Raw genomic sequence first — 18899 nt, forward strand, 5'->3', positions numbered from 1 at the left:
GTGCTTTCCCGAAGATAATCCCTAAAAATAAAAAATTTATGCGCTAAAATGGTGCGTAAATAATCTAAAGCCTCAGTTAATCGAACAATAACAGTGCGCAGTAACCGATAAACATCCAAGCTTGCGCCTGTTCCCATTGTCGGCCTGCAAATTGCTATGAAAACTATAACGCCCTTACTTTAAAAGACTTTAAAGCAAACTATGCATAAACGTATACTTGACCACCTCAACGCCGCAATCTTGTTATTCGATCGCAATCTAGCCCTCACTTACATTAATTCTGCCGGAGAAATCCTGCTTGCCGACAGCTCGCGCCACTTGGTAGGTCTCGGCGCTCAGGAGTTGTTCAAATCTTCCGATCCCGCCCTGCTGATGAATTTACAGCAATGCTTAACCATGGCGGAACCCCTGGTAGACCGGGAGCTTATCCTGGATCGTATGAGCCACAGCGTCACCATCAACTTTAGCGCAACGCCGTTATTGAAAAATGAGCGGGTCAACGAGATTCTGGTTGAATTCCAACAAGTGGACAATCACCTGCGCATATCCAAGGAAGAGCGCTTATTAACCCAGCAGAACACCGCCAGATTACTGGTCCGAGGCTTGGCGCATGAAATCAAAAACCCGTTGGGCGGCTTGCGCGGCGCGGCACAGTTACTGGACCTGGAATTGAATGACCCGGAACTCAAGGAGTACACCCGGATTATCATTGCCGAATCCGACCGCCTGCAAGGCTTGATGGATAAAATGCTGGGCCCCAACAAGCTGCCCAATAAAAAAGCCATCAATATTCATGAAGTGCTGGAGCGAGTCAGGCAGCTGGTTCAAGCCGAGTCCAGCCTGACCATTAAATCCGACTACGACCCCAGTATCCCTAACATACTGGCGGATAAAGACCAGCTCATTCAGGCTATTTTAAATATCGCCAAGAATGCCGTTCAGGCGCTGAACGGCGAAGGCAACATCACCATCAAAACCCGAATTCACCGGCAAGTGACCATTGGCCGCAAGCGCTATAAATTGGCGGTGAAGTGCGACATTATCGATAACGGACCGGGAATCGACGCCGACATGATGAATCAAATATTTTATCCGATGATTACCGGGCGCGCGGACGGCACGGGACTGGGTTTGTCGATAGCTCAAGCGCTGATCAATCAGCATAACGGCTTGATTGAATGTAGCAGCGAACCTGGAAACACGGTGTTTTCAATCTTCTTACCCATTATTGCGCTACGGGAGACCGGCAATGACTAAGTCCGAAACTGTCTGGATCATCGACGACGACAAATCCATACGCTGGGTCGTAGAAAAAGCGCTGCAAAAAGCAGACATCAACACCCGCAGTTTTTCCGGTGCGGCCGATTTGATAAACGCATTGCAGAACGATTTACCCGACGCCCTGATTACCGATATTCGCATGCCCGGCATGGACGGGCTGGAACTTTTGAACAAAATTCAATTGAGCCACCCGAACCTGCCGGTTATTGTGATGACTGCGCATTCCGACCTGGAAAGCGCGGTCTCGGCGTTCCACGGCGGCGCTTTTGAGTACTTGCCCAAGCCCTTTGACATTAAAGAAGTCGTCGATCTGGCTCATAGAGCCTGCATTCATAGCCGACAGCAGCAACTTGAGGGATCGGCTTCAGATGCCCACACGGCCGATGAATCTACGCCGGAAATTATCGGCGAAGCGCCTTCGATGCAAGAGGTATTCCGCGCTATAGGCAGACTGGCAAGGTCGCATATCACCGTGCTCATCAACGGCGAATCGGGAACCGGCAAGGAGTTGGTGGCCAAAGCCTTGCATCGCCACAGCCCCAGAGCCGCCAGCCCGTTCATCGCCCTGAATATGGCCGCCATTCCCAAAGACCTGATGGAATCGGAACTATTCGGTCATGAAAAAGGCGCCTTTACCGGCGCACAATCGCGCCGCGCCGGACGCTTTGAACAAGCCGATGGCGGCACCCTGTTTCTTGATGAAATCGGCGACATGCCCGCCGAACTGCAAACCCGTTTATTACGGGTGCTGGCCGATGGCGAGTTCTATCCGGTCGGCTCGTACTCATCGGTTAAAGTCGATGTGCGCATTATCGCCGCCACCCATCAGAACCTTGAAACGCTGGTAGAGCAAGGCCGCTTTCGGGAAGATTTATTCCACCGCTTAAACGTGATCCGCATCCACATCCCGCCCCTGCGCGAACGCAAACAGGACATCCCCTTGCTGCTGCGCCACTTTTTAAATCAGGCGGCTGTCGAACTCAATACCGAAATTAAAGTCTTAAAACCCGAGGCTGAGGCTTTTTTAAGCACGCTGGACTGGCCGGGCAATGTAAGACAGTTGGAAAACAGCTGTCGCTGGCTGACCGTAATGGCGTCGGGCCGGGAAATTCATCTGCACGATCTGCCGCCCGAGTTGCTTAATACCACATCAGAAAAAAACGCGGCCGAAACCGGCTGGGAAGCATTGCTGAGGAACTGGATAGACCAGCAGCTGTTGCGTGGGAACGAGGCCGAAATCGCCAAACAAATCATCCCCACCGTTGAAAGCATTTTAATAAAGGCGGCGTTAAACTTTACCCACGGAAAACGGCATGAAGCGGCTATTTTATTGGGCTACGGTCGAAACACCTTGACCCGAAAAATTCAGGAGTTGGGGATATGATGGGTCGTTACGCAGTGCGTTGAAGTAGCGCTTCACAGCGAGGGAATAATCGCCAAGAAAAACCTACTAAAATTCTGCGACAATATGTCACATTCCATCGCCTACGTATTTTTACTAATATATATACAACTCTTGAGATGCAAATTTCCTCCTCGGAATTCAGAGTTTTATATCCTTCTCTAATGCGGCCCACTCGGCCGCATTTTTTTTGCCTGTAGATAAGCGGAAGCTTTGCCTATAGGGTGGATACCAAGGTTTGCCCGTTAAGTTCCCCCTAAATCAGGTTTTAACCTGAGTCCGAATCAGGGTTTCACCCGAGTTCATTTACTCTACCTTTCCGATACATTCAGTCTCAACGGAGTAAACCCTCAGACTGGCTGCCGATATAGTTCAGTTCGTTTCGTCCCACGCAAAGGGATGTCAAAGAGATGTCGAATCATAGGCATTCATGCCAAAAATCCAGATGTATTTCCAGTCGAGGAATGGATGCAAGTACTTGACCGATATGTCTTGATGTTGCTGTCAACATCAAGACATATCGGGCTTTTGTTCTTTGAAAAAAGAAAATGAGGTACTTCAAATGAAAACCAAACATACATTAGCTGCGATAGCACTTACAGCGTTGAGTCTATCCGTACATGCCGACCTGGCACGGGTCGGACCGACTAACTTACCTTCACCGGCGGGGCACGGTTTTCCGAACTGGTATCAGGATTTGAACGGAACCGTCTTCGATTTATGCTTGCCTAATGCCAGCGATACCGGCGCCTTGCAACAGAATGCCTGTTTGCTGGTCGGGCCCGGCTTGCCCGATCCGCCTTACAGCTTCCCAACCAACTTCCCCGATGAAGCCTTTTACTTTAATGCCACGTCCGTGATGGACATGCCGGCAGGCAAGAAGGCCACGCTGGTTCTGGCGCTGGAAGCGGCCTTCTCTGTAGGGCCTGTAGTTGTGGGCGATCAAATCACATTCACGCGCATCCGCTTGTTTGCGGGCGTGCCGGAACCGGGAACTTACACCGTGACGCATCCTTACGGCGTCGAGACATTCCCGGTTGATGCGGTTTCTGCCACCGGCAACCGCGATATCGTGTTCAGCGAAGACGTCGGCGTGGCGCGCGGCGTGTTTGACGGCGCGCTTCATAGCCGTGTAGGCCCTTTCCTGCAACGTTCCGCCAGCAGCGGCGGGGTTCCACTCGCACCGGTCACCCTTAATGGCGCTCAATTCCTGTCGGACGGAGTTGCTACGGAATTCGTTACCGGCAGCCCCTTCGGCACCAACTACCTCGAGATCTGCGGTGAAACAGCCGCCGGCGCTCCCATTTTACTCGGAACCCAAGGGGCCAACGGTACCTGTATTCGCTCCGAGCAATTCAGCCTGATGGGCCGCCTGCACGATTTTGTGGCCAGCCCGATCCCCAGTCCGCTGGAGATCTACAACGGCTTCTACAAACGCGATGCTGCCGGCACGCAGGTTGATGTGTATGCCAAAGACATTAAGGTACTGGCCTCACAGCCTAATCCTTCGTTGACGGCGGCTGCAACAAACATAGCGCCTGTCAAGATGATCCCGTTCGGCCCCGCCGCGCTCGGGCAGTACTATACCCAGGGCATGGTGGATCCTCTCGGCAATTTGCCGGGCCCCATATCGGTCATCAACAGCGCCGATACTCCGCCCAGCCTATTTACGATGCATGCGGTCGATGTCGTGACCGCGGCTTCGGCAAATTACGCTAACCAAACGCTGACCGTAGTTGCGACCAGCAGCGATAAGGGGGGCTTCGGAGTCGACCAACTACCGCCTACATTGACGCTGGAGGGCTACGGCGACACAGCCGTGTCAACCAATAACGCCAACGATCCGGCTGAAGTGACCCTAAAGGTGGCCGGTGTCGTCACGCCGCCGGATACCGTTACCGTGAAATCGACTGCCGGCGGCAGCGGGACATTCCCCGTGGCGCGCAATCAGGTAACAGGGGCCGGTGCGCCCGGAGCTGGCGTACCGCTTGCCCTGGATGATAGCGCAGTCGCAGAAGCGGGAGGTTTGGCCGTCGATATTCCGGTTACCGCTAACGATGTCGCTAACCCGGCGGCTCTGATCACCTCTGTGCAATTGGTCGGACAGGCGATTCCGGCGGGTTCCGGCTCGGCATCCGTTAATGGCGTTGCCATCACGTACACGCCGGGTTCCGTAAACGGCGATGTGACTTTCCAATATACGGCATCCAACAGCATCGGTCAGTCCAATGTGGCGACAGTGATCGTCACGGTCGCGCCGTCCGCAGCAGGGCCTGCACCGATTGTTAACCCCGATGGGCCGGTCAATGTGGCCGTCAGCCAGTCGGTAGTGATTGATGTGCTGGCCAACGACTCTGGCAATGGCGCTGCGCTGAATCCGGCGTCGGTATTGGTATCCAACGTCACCGGCGGCACGGCAACGCCTGATGCGACCGGCAAGGTGACTTTCGCGGCTGGCGCCACGGCAGGCACTTTCGGCTTCGATTACACCGTAACCAATGACAATGGTCAGGTTTCACCGCTTGCGCATGTCACGGTAACGGTCGTTAATGCTGAAGTTATCCAGATAACCAGTACGCAGTGTAAACCCATCAATGCCACTTCGGGCGAATGGCGGGTCGCTGGAACCAGTACAGTGCAAACCAACAACAATATCCAGTTGTACCTGACAGCCTCTGTGCCGACCGACCTGAATACCAATAAACTGGGCGCGGCAACTCCAGTCGTCGCCGGTGCGTGGGACTTCAGGGCAAAACCAGGACCTGCCTGCAAGACGCCGATCAGCTTGCGGTCATCAGCGACGGGCGCAACGAGGGCAAATATCGCCATTACCATCAGGTAAGTAAACGCAGAGAAAGCGTTGGAAAACAACACACCGGTTCCGCAAGGGACCGGTGCTTCTCTAAATCCTCTAAAAACAGAGGTGTGCCATGTTTAAGAAAATAATCAAGGTAACGAACTTCAGCCAACGCGAGAAAACCATAGCTCGCTATATGCAGGAAGTTAACGACATTCAAAAGGCCGGCATCACCCGGCGCGAATTATTCAAAATGGGTTTGACAGCCGGTGTTGGCGGCCTGACCGCGATTGGCGGTCGTAACTTTCTGCCCAATCTGGCTGAAGCGGCGGATACTGGTTTGATCAGTCCGCCCTGCAACAAGCCCTGGACGGAGCCGCTGCCGATTCCCAAATCCTGCCAATCGGTCGGATTTTACACCGGCCCTACGCCGGAAGAAGGCCAATGCGGCGAAAAGCAGACGCTTTGGAATCCGGGCGCAAATGCTTTTGACGACTTCGAGGAAGCGCGCGACGAGAATCATCAGCGCTGGACCGAACTGGGCGGCCTGGATGCCTGCACGAAATATGAGCTGATGGCCAGGGAAATTGACTGGAATTTTTACTCGACGGAAGAATATCCGTCCTTCAACTCCAAGGTCTGGACCTATGTCGATATGAACTCGGATGCCGTCGGCGTACTGCGTATCAATGCCCATTACGGTGCGCCGGTCCTCATGCGCATGTATAACGGCTTGCCCAAGGATAGTAAGGACAACCAAGGGTTTGGCATCAACCAGTGCACGCCGCACCTGCATAATGCCCATAACCCCCCGGAATCCGATGGCGGACCGACCCGGTTCTACGACTCCGGCAAGTGGTGGGACTACTGGTATCCCAATGTTCGGGCAGGCTTTGCCAGCACGCACAAGAACGGAACTTGGTACAACGGATCATGGTGTCCGGGCGACTGGCAGGAAACCCAAAGCACGCTGTGGTTTCACGACCATCGGTTCGACTTCACCGCCGCCAATGTCTACAAAGGCATGGCCTCGTTCTATACGTTGTTCAGCAACGATATTAACCTCGATACCGGTGATGAAGCGACCGGCCTCAGGTTGCCCAGCGGTGAATACGATGTCCCGCTGCTATTCACCGACAAGGTGTTCGACCAAAGCGGACAGATGTTCTTCGACACCTTCAACCTGGAAGGCATCGTCGGCGACCAGCAAACGGTCAACTTCAAGATCAAGCCCGTTATGGATGTCAAGCGGCGTAAATACCGTTTCCGCTTCCTGGATGGCGGACCCTCGCGGTTTATCGAATTATTTATGAGTAACGGCGCCAAGTTCACGCGCATCGCCAATTGCGGTAATCTGTTGCCTAGGGCGCAAGTTGTCTCCAGTGTACGGCTGGGCGTGGCCGAAAGAGCGGATGTGATCATCGATTTCAGCCAATACGCGCCAGGCACTGTGATTTACCTGGAAAACCGGCTGGAGCAGCTCACCGGCAAGGGCACCACGGGCAAGATTCTTCCTTCCAGCAGCAAGACCCAATTGCTCAAATTCGTCGTATCCGGCGATCCGGTTGCAGATGACAGTGCATCGTTGAGCACGCTCCAGTCCCAGGTCATGGTGCCGATGCCTGCTCGGACCAATCCGATCAAGGTCCAGCGCCGGTTCAAGTTCGATACCAGCAATGGGGCCTGGACGGTCAATGGCCAGTTATTCGATCCCTCCAAAATCAGCGCTTATCCGGCAGAGGGGTCGGCGGAACAATGGACGCTGGAGTCGGGCGGCGGCTGGTCGCATCCGGTGCATTCGCATCACGAGGAATTCCAACTGCTCACCCGCAACGGCAAAGCCGAGAATCTGGCGATCGATGACAAATCGCGCAAGGACGTGGTCCGGATCGGCGATGGGGCCGTTGGCACGTCGGGAACGGGGTCGGTCAGCTACTACATGCAATACCGCGACTGGTATGGGGACTATCCATTGCACTGCCACAATGTCGTGCATGAAGACCACGCCATGATGATCCGCTTCCGCATCGTGCCGCCCGATGACTCGAAAGCCGGCAAGTAATCAATCGAACGAGGATACAGCCATGAACAAAAGAGAGTTTATCAAAAGCGCAACCGCTGCTTCTCTTGGCGCAGTGGTATTGGGTGCAATGCCCTCCATATCAACTGCAGGGGAGCGTTCCCTTTTAATCAAGCCGAGCAATCGGGACGAGCGCCGCAAAAAATCCTTCCCGAATGTCCCGCTGGTAACGCATGAGGGCGAGACCGTGCGGTTCTATGATGACCTGATCAAAGACAAGACCGTGCTCATCAATTTTATGTATGCGCGTTGCGCCGATATTTGCCCTGGCATGACGGCGAATCTGAAGCGGGTGCAAAAAGAGCTGGGTGAGCGAATGGGGCGCGACATATTTATGTATTCGATCACGCTTGAGCCGGAATACGACACGCCGGCGGCGCTGAAAGCTTATGCCGATCTCTTTAGAGTCAGGACGGGCTGGAAGTTTCTGACAGGCAAAAAAAGTGACATCGAGCTGCTGCGCAGGCAACTGGGTTTTACTTTCTCGGATCCGGTGCTGGATCAGGACAAGACCCAGCACATCGGCGTCGTCAAATACGGCATCGAGCCGTTGGAGCGATGGGGAACGTGTCCCGCCTTGGGTAACCCCAAATACATCGCCGAATATGTTTACTGGATGGAACCTAGTGGGCAGAGACCGAAGTTGTCAGAAATGATGGGCTGAAATCCGCAATAACAGAGAAGACGTCGGTTTAGCGCCATGGATAAAGCGCCGGATCAAATGCCGGCGGAAAAAGACCCCGTCGCTACCGGGCTTTTTAACCGATACAGGAAACTGTCGATGCCGAACCTCAGGCTAACCGACGTTGATGTAGAGGCCCTGGTTAACTATATGGAAACCGGTGCCATACCCTCCGCGATGGTTAAACTAAACGGTTGATGCCGGTATATCGGCAGCTGTAAGTGCAATATCTGATGGGTAGGACGCTATTTGGACTGGCCCGGAAACACCTTCCGGGCCAGTCTTTTTTTTGTCTGAACAAAGTAGGCAAATAGTCCAGTTATCGTCCCCTCATTTTTGCGAGAACTAGTACTGATACTTATATATTTATCAATCTATTGAAGCTACCATCAGGCACGAAAGGCAAGTGTAGTCATGGGTTGCGCAGCCGGAACCCGATTATATTTTAATGCAAACATATTATAGTGTGCATGCCTTAAATAACCCTTAATTATGAAAACGGGTCATCTGCCTGAGGTGGTTTTGATCGACCAGAATTTGCGTCGAAAAAAGCGTGAAGAGCTCTCAGGCTGTTTAAGAAAACATTCAGCGAGGCTATGTGGGGGATTAATTATGTACAAAATTGCAATAATTGAGAGTGAATCGATTATCAGGGAAGGGCTGAGTGTTCTTATATCCAAGGAATCCGGTTTTACTGTCGATTTCCAGTCTTCCGCCCCAGCGGCGCTTTTTCGGCAGGCTTGGATTACCCCTCCTAACCTGATTTTATTGGACATGATGATGCCGAAAAACTACGGCATCGAAGTTATAAAAGAAATAAAAAAACGCTGGCTACCGACCAAGATTCTGATTTTTACTCTGAAGGATACCGAAGAGAATATCTGCGCTGCATTTCGTGCCGGTGCCGATGGTTATATACTCAAAGGCACGACGCTTTCTGAATTGATTGTGGCTATAAAAAGCATTTTGGCAGGCCAGTATTATGTTTGTCCCGAGATCTTGCCGCAGATTATCAATGGCTATCTTAAGGTAGAAAAATCATGCCTCGATAATAACTTAAACTGGAATCTGACCAGCAGGGAGGCGCAGCTGTTGAAACTGATTGCCGCAGGCTACAAGAATAAAGAAATCGCCGACAGCCTTTGCATCAGTTTAAAAACTGTAGAGACGCATCGTGCCACGTTAATGAGGAAATTTAATGCACATAATGTGGCCACATTATTATCGGTTGCGAATCAGGCAGGTGTACCTCCCTGTCGTCTTTGCAAGAACCTTGTTGTTAGTCAATCCATCGAAAGGAGTGCGGGAAGCGTAACGCCAGTGGAGCTGTGTACGATGCCCCCCCGCGTAGCCGTAGCGGCCGGGCGTTTTGACGAAATTGTGCGTCGTGGACTGGCGGAGGACGAATGCACGGTGCGGAAGGCATGTGTGCTAGGATTTATCGCTGCTAAAATCGGATGGATCTATTTTAGCTTTCGCGAAAACCTTGGCGCGCTGATCTGTTAAATAAATTCGCCATTTCACCGGCCTGCCAAGGGCGCATAAGCTTTTTATAACTTCCGAGTTAAATCCGCCTATCAGTAACAATCATTATGGTGAATGCATTTTTACGCCGAGATGATTTTTAGCTCGAATACGGCGCTTGATTCGTTAGGTTAAACAACCATGACTCTGCGACATTCTGACACGCGTCAATTTGCCACATTCCATCGTCTAGGTATTTTTACTAAGATATATGCAACTCTTGAGATGCAAACTTCCTCCTCGGAATTCAGAGTTTTATATCCTTCTCTAATGCGGCCTAACCGGCCGCATTTTTTTTGCCTGCAGGATTCTGCATGGACAGATATTTGAGTGTCGTTTTGACAAACCAGCCTTTAAACCGGCACCCGGTTAAATCCGGTATTCCGTCGATGCAGTTCGTTTCTCCCCCGGCAAGGATTACCGATGCTCTGCTGAATCCAAACCATGCACGACCAGCGCACAGCCCGCCTGTAACCAATATTCCTGCACTATGCCCGCCTGATGTTTTTTCATCATTCCCCAAAGCTGTCTAATCAAGCTATGGGGGCTGGTTGATAAGTTTTGGCAACCCGCCAGCTGCTTGTCATATAGCTTGGAATTGGCTTTTTGCTTATCTTCAAGCAAAGCCTCCAAATCGGCCAAACAAGGCGCTATTAAACCGACAATGTGAGGAAAGGATTGGGCAATTCTCAAGCCTTGGGGGTCAAGATCAGCCATAGCCAGTACCGGTAAGTTGAGCTGCGCTAACAGTTGCCGTACCGTCTTTTCACTGTAGTCGTTATCGCCTCGATATAACACCAATGGATCGACATATTGAGCCGGTAAATTTAGCTGCATGTTTTCCAGACGATCAAAACAGCGATAGTTTTCAATCAGCAGGATGCAGTTATGCGCGGTGCCGGTTATATCCGCCAACGCCATATCCAGATAACCGCTGCCCGGTAATGAATACGATAGTCCGTTGATTTTCAACGCCCTGCCGGTTAACGCTTTAATCGCTAACCGGTCTTTTTTAACGGACTGCCCGGCTATTTTCTCATCCAACGCAAAAGCTAAAGCCGCTTCGCGATTCATTGCCGCAAAATCAGCAACCGAGATTTGCTCAAGATCGATGCCGTCTTCATGTCTAACCACCGCAATCAAGTCATCCTTATCCTGCTGCGTGACTTTCAGCTTATTGCCTTGTGTTTGACCGATATTGTATTGCCGATGCAGATATTCCCAGCTCTGATTAAGCGGAAAAAGCTGGTTGTCAGACCGGATCGCCCGCTCTATAACGCTTAACAATTGCTTGTTCAATTGTCAGCGCTCCGAAACTGAAGAACAATATCCCTCACCTTTTTGTTACCGGAAAAATGCCGACCGACATCGGCCTGAATCAATTCCATCTGCAAGCGTTTATTGCGTTGCTGCCGCCTTAACCATTCATTCAGCACGCAACTCAACCAGATTGAAGGTTCGATGTCATCCACGAAAGCCTGTTGAAAAGCTACGGCTGAAATGGACTGCCCCTCATTTTTCAGCACCCTGTCGAAATACACTCTTAACTGTTTTCGATACAGCGGCAAATCCAAGGTTGTTTTGTTTTGCGGACTTAAAGACACCGCGCTTAACGAGCGCTGTTTTTGTTTTGCCAACATGACTTCCGTATCGATACGGATTTTTTGCGCAATCTCGATTAAGTCTTCTTCCAACGCATGATCCAGCGGATCGGCATAGGCAAACAATGCCAAAGGCTTGATCTGGTTCCAGTGCTCGGGAATGCTGTCGCGCTCGCTCCAGTCCTGCGGTTGATAATTCTGGTTTTGCTGTAGAAAAAAGGCAAAGCCTTGCACTAATTGCGCTCTAGCCTCTATTTGCCTGAGCTCAAATAAAAAGACTTTTAACTTGTCGAGAATATCCTGCAAACGCTGCTGGTAGATAGGCAGCTTACGAATCAGCTGATGATCCAGTAAGTCGTAAATAAGCGGCTGATCTTCAACCATTTCCAATAAAGATTCAGGTTGCAGCGCGGTGATGGCATTCACCAGTTTTTCCAGCCTGGAAATGTAAAAGGTATTCTGTTTTTGTTTTTCCGCCAGGGTGCGCACATTGGCGAAGCGGCTGTTAACCAGCATCGATAAATAGCGGGTGTTTTCTTCCAGGGTATCGGACAAATCGAAAACCAGACGTTCGATTTCGGCAAAATAATTGTCGCAATCGCCCAGCCGGTTTTCAACTTCGGCATCCTGATACAGGCTGATTTGCAGCTTCAACGTATCAATCCAGTCGGCTAGATCGGTATCCAGTCGCCGAACCCGGTCGCTGCTCAAGGCGCTGTCTAAAAACTGAGTCAAACGCCCGGCGATACGGTAGCCCTCCGCGTCATGATTAACCAGCACCTTCAATTGTTTGAGCTGGTTTAGCGCGCGCTGGTTTTGATTGTCCTTGTAGACCACGCCGGTAAAATAAGCCTCCGCAATCAACTCGCTATGGCCGGCTAATGTTCTCAGTAAGCGCTCCAAGCCTTGTTGCGACTGGCTCAAAACAGACTCCCCTGAATCGTATCGGTTTCGCCCTGCTCGACCGGGATTTGTTCGTGCTCCTGAATAAACTGCAAGGCCTGATAAAAATAATCCAGCTTGCCGTTCACCTGATAAATAAGCGTATCTTTATTGGCTAAAGTCAAATATCCCCATTTGCACAGTGTAAGCAACAGCTTCTCCAGCCGCCCTTTTACCGAATCATCGCCGCTGGTAAAGTCCTTGAATTTTGCAAAGGTCTGCAAACGATCAGCCAGGGCCTGATTGTGTTCGATGACTTGCAACAAACCGGAAAAACTCAGCGTGTCGCCGGGCGATAAGGCGGTATCCTGGTTTAAGCAGGACATCATCATATCCAGCCACTCAACCACCGGCTGCAACTCGATGCGAAATTGATAAAAAACTTTACGGATGTCGCTACGTGCGCTGCTGTCTATCGTCCGGTAAGCCGCAAAAAAGGCCAGCCGGTTCTGAGTACTGGACAAGCGATAATCAAGGCGGGTTAAAAACTCATCCACCTGCGCCGCATTTTCAGGGTCTTGCAAATAACGAAAACCGGCTTCATCACTGACTTCGCAAATAAATTCACCTTGCAGCAAACGTTTTAATAATTGATCAAACATGTTCATCCGCCGTTATCAGAGGTTCAAGTGCTGATAAATAATCCTCGTCCACGTCCATTTCGATCAGCTCCCGATAGCCGAATACCTGATAACGGTTTTTAAACAGCCTTAAAACTTCGGGATCAGGATCGGGAAAAGCCGAGAATAAAGTAATCCGGTTTTTAGTCAGCATTTCCACCAACACTTCAATATTCATCTGATGCAATTCCTTGAGCTCATCCATCGGCCAGATGATATTCAAGGGCTGATCTTTACGAATCATATTCACCAGCGCAATAAAAAATACGCATAAAATCAGGTACGATAAGCCATGGCTGGAAATCTGCCGCAATTCCTCGGCATGGGTCGCCCGTTTGCTGCGACCATTTTCGGTCACAATGATTTCCAGCTCCAGCAAATTAACCAGCTTCATTTCTACCCGGCCTTTACCTTTCAATTGTTCAGACACCAGTCTGACGATGTCGGCAAATTCCGGGGACGGCAACTGTTCGTCATTAGTTCGACTCCAGTCATCATAATTTTTGGTGAAGCGGACTATTTGCTCCCAGTAACCCAGTGTCGTAACCTTGGACGTTAACCGCCCTTCGATGCGCTCGATTTTTTCAAAACGGATATTGCCGTCGATATGCGCCGCCAAGCGACGCGACAAGGAATCAATGCCGCGGTCAAAACACTCCAATGCCTGCTGATAATTTTTGATCGCGTAGCCAAAAAGTTTTGCCTGACTCATTAACCAACTTCTGGCAGAACCGGATTCTGTCGCATACCAAGCCTGAATTCGACTCAGCCAAGCCATTTCATCGCTATCAAAGCCTAATTCATCTTCGACACGCGCATAATAGCGGCCCGGATGTGTGCCTGGAAAACGCGCCAACACCTGTTTCAAATGACGGATCAGACCGGCTAAATCCTTGCGTAGCGTCTTGTGTTGCTCGGTTAACTTGCGGCAATCGGTCTGCAGTAACGATAAGGTATGGGCATTATCAAAACCGACGGGTTCCGGGATGCGCTTAACATAACCCGCTAATTCAGCCAGCAGGTTATTAATCGCTTTGATTTCCTTGTCAAGCCTTTGCAGCTTGGCGGCTATTTGCTCCAGTTCCTTTTTTAAGGCAGCGCGCCTTTGCTGCATGTCTGCTGTTTCCGTCTCGTATCGCGCTTGTTGCTGCTTGAGTTCCGCCTCCGTTTCCCTGGCTTTAACCACCTGGCTATCATATAAAGACCAGTCTTTATCCAGCCAGCGTTGATATTCCTTAACCAGTTGTTCCGCCTGTTCTGCGGCTTTTAGTTCATCTGCCAATTGGCCGATTTTGGTTTCAAGATCCTTTAAGGTGGCGGTATCGACTTTTCTGTCCTGCAAGCTCTGAATCCGTTGCCGCTCCAATTGCGCCAACTCGCTGTCTTTTTGTTGATTGACGTTATTAATAAGCTGTTGCATTTGCTCGACTTGTAACAACGCATCCTCGGTAATCTGCCGGATTTTGGCAGCCAGTTCCTGGTTTAATCGCTGTATTTCGGTTTCCAGCTGTTGTTTGAACGCTTGCAGGCGACTATTGCTTAACTTGATTTGCTCGTCCAGATTGGTTTTTTCCTGCTCCAGTTTGGCCTTGCGCTCTTTCTTGCTGCGTTCAATTTGCTGTTTTAACGAGTTTAATTCTTCATTGAGCCCATTTAACTGCGTTTGCAATTGCCCGGCGCTAAAAGCAGCGTCTTTGCCTTGTTTTTCCAGGCCGGATGCGACCTTTTTTAACGCCTGCAACTGTTCATCGCTGTTGGCCTCGGCGGCTTTCAGTTGACTTAATTGACTCCGGGCATCGCTCAGCAGTGCGCGGATTTGTTCTTCATCGGCGGTATAGTCGGCCTGCAAATTATCCAGATTCAAGCTCAGGCCATAAAAGCTCTGTTCCAATGCTTGCGATGCCGGCTCCAAATCGTCTCTTAATAACAGATCCGGGTTAATCACTTTGGCTATGTTGCTTATCCAATCCGGCTGATGTTCGCGCAAAAAGCCCAGCAAGGTGTCCGGGTTGGCATCCAGTTGTTTTTGCAGTTGTTCGCTCGCATGCTGTATGCGCTGTTTATCTTCATCCTGTTTACGCTTTTCGCTAACAACCGTATCGATCTGCGCCTGATTTTTCTTGGATTCCGCTTCAATTGCTTTAACCGTCTTTCCCGCCTCCTCCTTTTGCTGCTGAATGGCATGAAGCAGTTCCAACTTAGCTTCCCTGTTTTCAATCAAGGCGGGATCCGGTTGAATTTGGGCAATCTGACTGTTCAACGCGCCCAACTCGCCCTGCAATTTTAATTGCTCAACATGCAGGTTATCTTGTTGCTTTTGATTTTCCAGCCTAAGCGATTCTTTTTGCTGCTCAACATCTTTATTAGCAACGGACTTACTTTCAGCCGCTTTATTTTGTATGTCTTTTATGCCGATTTCATAGCCATGCTGTTGCTCGGCAAAATACCGTTCTTTTTCCGCCTTCAAGCGTTTAAACTCGGCTTCGATGTCCTGCACATCTGACATCAACTGCTTATGATTATCCCGCTCTCTATCCAGGCTATTCTTTATTTGCGTAAGGCGGACAACCAACTGTTTTTTACCCTGTACGTCCTGTTTTTCCCAGTCGGCTTTTTCATCCTCCAACGATTTTTGTTGTCGCTGCGTCTGCGCCAAATCGGCCCTGATCGCCGCTAACTCGGTTGCAAGCGTCTGCTCCCGAGCTTCCCAGTCTTTTTTGAGCTGCTCCAATTGCTTATTGCACGCGTTCCCGGCATCCTGCTCTTGTTGCAGGTTTTGTTCGTTTTGATTGCGTAAACGCTGCAAGCGATATTGAAGTTCGCCCAAGCTTTGCTCAATGTGAAGTAACTCATTCTCCAACCGGTTGAGCCGCTCTATTTTATCCCGCTCCAATTCGGTTTCCTGATAAGCGCGGTATTCCTTATACCAATCATCCAGCGTTTCCATTTTCAATTCCAAAGCCAGGGAATCGCGGTTTTCATCAATACAGTTCACCAGCATTTCGCGCAAGTCGGCAAAATCGGTGGAACGCATAAACATTCCGGTAACGATTTTTTCTATATCTTTCAGCCTATGCCCGGCACTGCCGTTACAGAAACTGTAGCGCGCGACCAATTGGCGTAATTCCTGGCCTTTCTTGTGCGGCAAATTCTGGATCACCGTGCGGTAATCGCTGCAGGCGGTAATCTGGTCGCTACAATTGATATGCCGCTTAAGGAAATGCGTACGCAGACCCCGGCAAGAAACCGGATAATGCGATCCATCCCGGTGGGTTTCAATAAAGTCGTCCTTATCGAATCCCTTATCGACAAAGCGATAACACAGCCCTTCTTCATTGGGGGAGGCATACATCAGCGCCATACAGGTTTGCTCATGTCGCTGATATTCAAAAATAATATAAGAAGACTCGTTAGGCAGGTAATGCTTGGCGAAACTGTCGGTAACCCGGCTTTTCGGAACTAACCGCCCTGGCCGTTCGCCGAAAAACAGCGGCACTAAGCGCAATAATGTGGTTTTACCGGCGCCATTAACACCATTAAGATTGGTATGTCCATCCAGGCGAACTTCCACCAATTCACCGGGTTTGTATGAATCAATGAGGATCAAGCGGTTTAATGAGTACATTTTATTTTCTATCGATTGATTACAGACTGTATTCAGTTGCAGGGAAATAAGGCAAATAATCTCCGTCGACTGAGTACAGGTTGGTATTGTTATTTTGTTGGCTTGGGGCGAGTCGCCAAATCGGTCATATTATCATTCCCGCGCTCCGTCGTGGGAATGATGACAATTGGCACGGTCTTGGGGAGTATAAAAGCAGTTTTCCAGGACTTGACTGCTTCTGAGTACATCGAAAAGCATGGATGGTTTGTTCCGCCCAAACCTCTGCGACATTCCGACACGCGACAATATGTCACATTCCATTATCTATCATTTATCGCTAATATAGCTGCAACTCTTGAGATGCAAACTTCCTCCTCGGAATTCAGAGTTTTATATCCTTATCTAATGCGGCCTAATCAGCCGCATTTTTTTTGCCTGCATGAATCGTAAGTAACCAAAATAAAAAACATTTGCCCCTCTTATTTACCACGAAGACACGAAGTTTATGTTTTTTCTTCGCGCTCTTCGTGTCTTCGTGGTGAGAAAAATGCGTAACTTAAGTATGTTCTTTCATGGAAATGGGCTTAAAGGGCGCATGGACAGACATCATCCGGGCATCTACTCCGGAATTTCGCCACTAATCGCCTCCGAAGGCGAAAAGAATTTTTGCCTGAAGTAAAGCGCCACCTTGACCAACCCGATCAGCACCGGAACTTCGACTAACGGCCCGATGACTGCTGCAAAAGCTTGCCCGGATTGCAGCCCGAAAACCGCTACGGCGACCGCGATGGCCAATTCGAAATTATTGCCGGCGGCGGTAAACGACAGCGTGGCGCTGATGCGATAGCCTGCCCCCGCCTTGGCCGACATATAAAACGTGACCAGAAACATGATCAGGAAGTAAATGATCAACGGTACGGCGATGCGCGCCACATCCATCGGCAGTTGCACGATATATTCGCCCTTGAGGGAGAACATGACCAGAATCGTGAACAGCAGCGCAATCAGGGTAATAGGGCTGATTTTGGGCATGAACGTTTCCTCATACCACTGCAAACCCTTGCGTCGCACCAGGAAAAAACGCGTGAACATGCCGCCGAAAAAGGGGATACCCAGATAAATCAGCACGCTTTTGGCGACCTGGATCATGGTCACCTGAACTTCAAGGCCGGAAGCGATGCCCAGCCAGTCCGGCAGGACGGTGACGAAAACGTAGGCATACACGGAAAAGAACAGCATCTGGAAGATGGAGTTGAACGCTACCAAGCCTGCGCAGTATTCGCTATCGCCCTCGCCTAACTCGTTCCAGACCAGCACCATGGCGATGCAGCGAGCCAGTCCGATGATGATCAGGCCGACCATATACTCCGGGTAGTCCCGAAGAAAGATGATGGCCAGCGTAAACATCAGCACCGGGCCGATAATCCAGTTCTGGACCAGCGACAGCAACAAAACCTTGGTATTTTTGAAAACCTGGGGTAATTCCTCGTAGCGCACCTTGGCCAACGGCGGGTACATCATCAGGATCAGGCCGATAGCGATGGGCATGGAAGTAGTCCCCACCTGGAAGCGGGTCAGCCATTGGGTGAAACTGGGAATGAAATAGCCCAGCGCGATCCCGCCCGCCATAGCCGTAAATATCCATAGCGTCAGAAACCGCTCTACGAAGCCCAAACGCTTTGGAGCGTGGTCGAATTGTGTATTCATAGTTGTCTCTTCCCAATAGTTGGGGGGAATGTCAGTAAAAAATAGACCCTGTATATCCGATTCTTTTATTCACCACGAAGGCACGAAGAGCACGAAGTCTATATTTTTTCTTCGTGTTCTTCGTGGTGAGAAACAATGCGTAACAGTAGGATGATCTTGGATGGAAGCAGCCTTAAAGGGTTTCTGCGCCGATCTTGTTCAACGCCTCGGTCAATTCCGGCTTGGACATTGTCTCAACCGGCAGCGCCAATAGCTGATGTATTCGCTTTTCCAGGGCTGCGTAGGTCGCTTCGAAAGCCGACTCAATCACTTCAGGGCTGCCGGTGACATGGGCTGGGTCGGGCAAGCCCCAATGCGCCCGGACCACATTATTAAGATAGACGGGGCAGACTTCTCCGGCAGCGCTGTCGCAAACGGTAATGGCAATATCGATGTCTTTATCGTCGAATTCATCCCAGGATTGACTGGAAAATCCCTCGGTTGAGATGCCGTGACGCGCCAATGTCGCCAGCGCGTTGGCGTTTACCTTGCCGGTCGGATGACTGCCGGCTGAAAAAGCCTGAAACCGGTCGCCGCCCAAATGATTAATAAGCGCCTCGCCCAACACGCTTCGGCAAGAATTTCCGGTACACAAAATCAAAACTTTTAACATGGCTTTC

At 50.5% G+C, this 18899-nt stretch carries 13 protein-coding genes; 7 read left to right on the forward strand and 6 right to left on the reverse strand.

All coding sequences use genetic code 11. The features are described from left to right. Nucleotides 1–201: 201 nt before the first annotated feature. From glnL to METTU_RS05655, 7 genes are all read left to right on the forward strand, one after another. Entirely contained in the window at nt 202–1257 is a 1056-nt protein-coding gene (gene glnL / locus METTU_RS05625; protein ID WP_006890340.1) for a nitrogen regulation protein NR(II), read from the forward strand. Continuing rightward, entirely contained in the window at nt 1250–2665 is a 1416-nt protein-coding gene (gene ntrC / locus METTU_RS05630; RefSeq protein WP_006890341.1) for a nitrogen regulation protein NR(I), read from the forward strand. Before glnL ends, ntrC begins: the two co-directional genes overlap by 8 nt. A gap of 580 nt (nt 2666–3245) precedes the next feature. Further along, nucleotides 3246–5525, forward strand: a complete 2280-nt coding sequence (locus METTU_RS05635; protein WP_006890342.1) for an Ig-like domain-containing protein — start codon at nt 3246–3248, stop codon at nt 5523–5525. 88 nt (nt 5526–5613) lie between these two features. Beyond that, on the forward strand, nt 5614–7542 hold the full coding sequence (locus tag METTU_RS05640) for a multicopper oxidase family protein (protein WP_006890343.1): 1929 nt from the start codon (nt 5614–5616) through the stop codon (nt 7540–7542). A 22-nt stretch (nt 7543–7564) separates the two neighbouring features. Beyond that, nucleotides 7565–8224, forward strand: coding sequence for an SCO family protein (locus tag METTU_RS05645; RefSeq protein ID WP_006890344.1), 660 nt, complete (start codon nt 7565–7567; stop codon nt 8222–8224). A gap of 36 nt (nt 8225–8260) precedes the next feature. Next, nucleotides 8261–8440, forward strand: a complete 180-nt coding sequence (locus tag METTU_RS05650) for a hypothetical protein (protein ID WP_040579659.1) — start codon at nt 8261–8263, stop codon at nt 8438–8440. A 294-nt stretch (nt 8441–8734) separates the two neighbouring features. After that, nucleotides 8735–9748, forward strand: coding sequence for a response regulator transcription factor (locus tag METTU_RS05655; RefSeq protein ID WP_081466875.1), 1014 nt, complete (start codon nt 8735–8737; stop codon nt 9746–9748). A gap of 435 nt (nt 9749–10183) precedes the next feature. Here METTU_RS05655 and METTU_RS05660 read toward each other — a convergent pair whose 3' ends face one another. The 6 genes from METTU_RS05660 to METTU_RS05685 form a co-directional block, all read right to left on the reverse strand. After that, on the reverse strand, nt 10184–11065 hold the full coding sequence (locus tag METTU_RS05660; protein WP_006890346.1) for a DUF7281 domain-containing protein: 882 nt from the start codon (nt 11063–11065) through the stop codon (nt 10184–10186). Next, the gene (locus tag METTU_RS05665; RefSeq protein WP_006890347.1) at nt 11062–12291 is read right to left on the reverse strand and encodes a hypothetical protein; all 1230 of its coding nucleotides are present in this window, start codon (nt 12289–12291) and stop codon (nt 11062–11064) included. The genes METTU_RS05660 and METTU_RS05665 overlap by 4 nt, the downstream gene beginning before the upstream one ends. Then, entirely contained in the window at nt 12288–12911 is a 624-nt protein-coding gene (locus tag METTU_RS05670; protein ID WP_006890348.1) for a condensin complex protein MksE, read from the reverse strand. The genes METTU_RS05665 and METTU_RS05670 overlap by 4 nt, the downstream gene beginning before the upstream one ends. Beyond that, the gene (locus METTU_RS05675) at nt 12904–16554 is read right to left on the reverse strand and encodes an ATP-binding protein (RefSeq protein WP_006890349.1); all 3651 of its coding nucleotides are present in this window, start codon (nt 16552–16554) and stop codon (nt 12904–12906) included. The genes METTU_RS05670 and METTU_RS05675 overlap by 8 nt, the downstream gene beginning before the upstream one ends. A gap of 597 nt (nt 16555–17151) precedes the next feature. Then, on the reverse strand, nt 17152–18240 hold the full coding sequence (arsB, locus tag METTU_RS05680) for an ACR3 family arsenite efflux transporter (protein WP_006890350.1): 1089 nt from the start codon (nt 18238–18240) through the stop codon (nt 17152–17154). Nucleotides 18241–18412: 172 nt separating this feature from the next. Then, nucleotides 18413–18892, reverse strand: a complete 480-nt coding sequence (locus tag METTU_RS05685) for an arsenate reductase ArsC (protein ID WP_006890351.1) — start codon at nt 18890–18892, stop codon at nt 18413–18415. Nucleotides 18893–18899 lie beyond the last annotated feature (7 nt).

It is taken from the genome of Methylobacter tundripaludum SV96 (genome assembly GCF_000190755.2).
Classification (GTDB): Bacteria; Pseudomonadota; Gammaproteobacteria; order Methylococcales; family Methylomonadaceae; genus Methylobacter_A; species Methylobacter_A tundripaludum.

Excerpts from the sequence above, each read along its gene's own strand:
- glnL (WP_006890340.1), top strand. The coding sequence starts at position 202 with ATGCATAAACGTATACTTGACCACCTCAACGCCGCAATCTTGTTATTC.
- METTU_RS05675 (WP_006890349.1), bottom strand. The coding sequence starts at position 16,554 with ATGTACTCATTAAACCGCTTGATCCTCATTGATTCATACAAACCCGGT.
- METTU_RS05685 (WP_006890351.1), bottom strand. The coding sequence starts at position 18,892 with ATGTTAAAAGTTTTGATTTTGTGTACCGGAAATTCTTGCCGAAGCGTG.
- METTU_RS05635 (WP_006890342.1), top strand. The coding sequence starts at position 3,246 with ATGAAAACCAAACATACATTAGCTGCGATAGCACTTACAGCGTTGAGT.
- ntrC (WP_006890341.1), top strand. The coding sequence starts at position 1,250 with ATGACTAAGTCCGAAACTGTCTGGATCATCGACGACGACAAATCCATA.
- METTU_RS05645 (WP_006890344.1), top strand. The coding sequence starts at position 7,565 with ATGAACAAAAGAGAGTTTATCAAAAGCGCAACCGCTGCTTCTCTTGGC.
- METTU_RS05655 (WP_081466875.1), top strand. The coding sequence starts at position 8,735 with ATGAAAACGGGTCATCTGCCTGAGGTGGTTTTGATCGACCAGAATTTG.
- METTU_RS05640 (WP_006890343.1), top strand. The coding sequence starts at position 5,614 with ATGTTTAAGAAAATAATCAAGGTAACGAACTTCAGCCAACGCGAGAAA.
- arsB (WP_006890350.1), bottom strand. The coding sequence starts at position 18,240 with ATGAATACACAATTCGACCACGCTCCAAAGCGTTTGGGCTTCGTAGAG.
- METTU_RS05650 (WP_040579659.1), top strand. The coding sequence starts at position 8,261 with ATGGATAAAGCGCCGGATCAAATGCCGGCGGAAAAAGACCCCGTCGCT.
- METTU_RS05670 (WP_006890348.1), bottom strand. The coding sequence starts at position 12,911 with ATGTTTGATCAATTATTAAAACGTTTGCTGCAAGGTGAATTTATTTGC.